At 34.5% G+C, this 3,380-nt stretch carries 2 protein-coding genes; both read left to right on the top strand.

Annotation, left to right across the window (positions count from 1 at the left end; all coding sequences use genetic code 11):
• Window positions 1–75 precede the first annotated feature (75 nt).
• Complete coding sequence (locus RSB60_RS11315; protein ID WP_332616436.1) at window positions 76–1,140, top strand: helix-turn-helix transcriptional regulator; 1,065 nt, start codon at window positions 76–78, stop codon at window positions 1,138–1,140.
• Between the two features lie 139 nt (window positions 1,141–1,279).
• Complete coding sequence (locus RSB60_RS11310; RefSeq protein ID WP_332616434.1) at window positions 1,280–3,226, top strand: oxidoreductase; 1,947 nt, start codon at window positions 1,280–1,282, stop codon at window positions 3,224–3,226.
• Window positions 3,227–3,380 lie beyond the last annotated feature (154 nt).

Below are 3,380 nucleotides of genomic sequence, written 5' to 3'. Positions count from 1 at the left end.
AGAAATAAAAGATCAATTATCGATTAAAATCGTTGATGTACATCAATAGTTCTATCATAAAAAGGAGTGACACTCATGCAAAACATGAATTACTATTATGATTTTTCTGGACAAAAATTTGGTTATCCATTAAGTTTGAGTATCAATAGCTTCGATACTCAAGTATTTGCACGACAGAGTAGTTTAGAAATTTCCTATGTACTAAAAGGAGAGTATGAAGTTATTAGTGAACATTTTACCAGTTCTCTCAAAGAACATGAACTTGTATTAATAGCGCCAAATGATATTCATATGATGCACCAAACTGGTCAACAAGAAAATGTAATTCTAACCATTCATATTGATTTTGCATGTATGGCTGGTGCAATGGTTGGAAACAACGACAAAGCCTTCGAATCTTTGATTTGTACGAAACAACAAAATTTCAAATTATTAATGAAACTAAAACAAAAAATAGGTTCTTTGCTACACGTTGTTATGAGGAAAGATAAAAATTTATTTGAGCTCAATGTACTCATGATGGAACTTATCTACATCGCTAGTAATCATCAACAATTCCCAATAGAACATTTGCCATTCCAAGAAGTTCATCATGAAAACTATATGAAAGCTATTCGTTATATTGATGAACACTATAAAGAAGAACTCTATTTAGAAGACTTAGCAAACACCTTATCTTTTAGTATTTCATATACTTCAAAACTTTTTAAGAAATATACCCGCATTTCTTTTGTAAAATATCTTTCTTATGTTCGTATACGAGCCTCAATGGAAGCAATTCTTGAAGGAAAAAGAACCATTGAAGAAATAGCCGCAACCTTTGGATTACCAAACTCTAAAGCGTATACAACAGCGTTTAAAGATTTATATGGAATAACGCCAAGTCTCTATCGCAAACGTTTTATTAAGAACATAACTATCAATGATAGCAAAAAGGAACAAGTTCTTTCCATTGATGAAAAAACAAGTACATTATTAGAACATTTACTACTTGCTTTAGAAGATACCCTTTATGAAAATGCTGGTATTAAAATCGTCAACAAGGATCATCATATCATTTGTCATATCAATCAATCTTTAGCAACACAAACAACACTCACTCATACAAAAGATGAATTATGTATCGATATCAAGAAATAGTAAGTCATTTTTTGTACAAAATCCTTTTCTATTCTTTAATAAATGTATTTACTATGACAAAATATGCCCTATTATATCCTTTTATGATAGCGATTACAAAATCATAATATGCTAAAATAAAGAAAAAGGAGATGTACTTATGAACAATTATCCAAATCTTTTCTCACCAATTAAGATTGGTGAAACAACTGTAAAAAACCGTATTTTTATGCCCCCTGTTTCAACAAATTTAGCTGATAAAGGATATATTACCGATACGCTAATCGAGCACTATAGCGCTCGCGCAAAAGGTGGTGTAGGCTTAATCATCACTGAAGTCACCACCATAGAACCTGTTTACACCTATCTACCTGGAGATATTTCGATAGCAGATGACTCCTACATACCTGGATGGAAAAAACTAGCTGATAGCGTCCATCAATATGGATCAAAAATCATTCCACAATTATTTCATCCTGCCTATATGGCTTTTCCAATCCCAGGAACACCTCGTTTAATTGCTCCATCTAACATAGGTCCTTCTTATGCAAAAGAAGCACCAAGACCCGCTACAATTCCAGAATTAAAGAAGATTATCAAACAATTTGGAGAAGCCGCTTTAAGAGTGCAAATAGCGCAAGGTGATGGTGTAGAAATCCACGCTGCACATGCCCATGGTTTGTTAGGAGGATTTCTATCTCCTACCTTTAACAAACGCAGTGATGAATACGGTGGAGATATCAATGGACGTTTAAAACTAGTCTTAGAAGTCCTTGATGAAGTTCGTCGTGTATGTGGTAAAAATTTTATTATAGATGTGCGAATATCTGGTGATGAATATAGTGATGGTGGTCTAAACTTAAACGATGCTATTTACGTTGCAAAACAACTTGAAAAGCATGGCGCTGATATGCTCCATGTATCTGGAGGTGCAACTATTAAACGAGCTAGTTCTATCCCTGCCCCTGGTACAAAACAAGGTGCACATATTGCATCTTCTGAAGAGATTAAAAAATATGTAAGCATCCCTGTCGCAACGGTTGGAAGAATTATTGAGCCATGGATTGCAGAAGAAATAATTGCAAATGGTAAAGCTGACATCGTAATGATGGGACGTGCCAACTTATGTGATTCAGAATTTGTTAACAAAGCACAAAATGGAAATGAAATCGATATTCGTCCATGTATTGGTTGTTTGCGTTGTCTAAATGGTATTATGTTTGGAAAACGAGTTTCTTGTAGTATTAATCCTTCTCTTGAAATAGAGAACGAAGAAACAATTCAATTAGCAGACAAGAAAAAAAACATCCTAGTGATCGGTGGTGGTCCTGCTGGCATGGAAGCGGCATACGTAGCCAAAAAGCGTGGACACCATGTTGTACTCTGCGAACACAAAGATGAACTAGGTGGATTAATGCGATTAGCCTGTGTTCCTATCGCAAAACAAGATATAGCTAAAGTCACAAAATACATGAGCCATAAATTAGCCATGACTGGTGTGGACATTCGTTTAAATTGTACTCTTGCAAAAGATACGATAGCACAAGAATTTTCCGATTATGAAATAATTATGAGCAACGGAGCAAAACCTATTATTGTAAAATCATTTACCAACTTCAAACAATGTGTAAGTGCAGATGATATCTTGGCTGGTATTGCTTTCCCTGGTCGTAAAATAGTCATTATTGGTGGAGGCTCTGTTGGTTGTGAAACAGCTGATTATTTAGCACCTTTAGTATACGATCAATATCCAAGAGATCGCGAAATTATCCTAATTGAAATGACCAAAAGCTTGATGGCAACAGAGAGCGGCCCTGGTCGAAGTTTGTTAATGCAAAGATTAATGAGTAAAGGTGTCCAAATCAATTGTAATGCAAAAGTACAACGTGTTGAAGAAGACAAAATATACTATGAAAAAGATGGCAAAACAATTTGCATTGATGATGCAGATACCTTAGTTCTTGCCATGGGATATCGTAGTGACACCACTTTATCAGATACGCTAAAAGAACTTGCCATTCCATATCACACGATTGGTGATTGTGAACATGTAGGCAACTTAAAAGACGCAATCCATGCCGGATATGATTTAGCAAAAGACTTATAACATACACAACAAAAAGGTATTCACTCTTATAAGAGAACGAATACCTTTTATTTATACTCATTGCTTATTATCTTAGGAAAAGGAATTTTCTTTTTAAGCCATAAACGTAAAACTTACTTATCATCAAATATTTCTAGTTATAAATCTGTTCCTT

Source organism: Anaerorhabdus sp., from assembly GCF_036657415.1.
Lineage (GTDB): Bacteria > Bacillota_I > Bacilli_A > Erysipelotrichales > Erysipelotrichaceae > Anaerorhabdus.
Note: the sequence above shows the minus strand (reverse complement) of the source record. Positions and strands in the feature narration are given on the sequence as shown.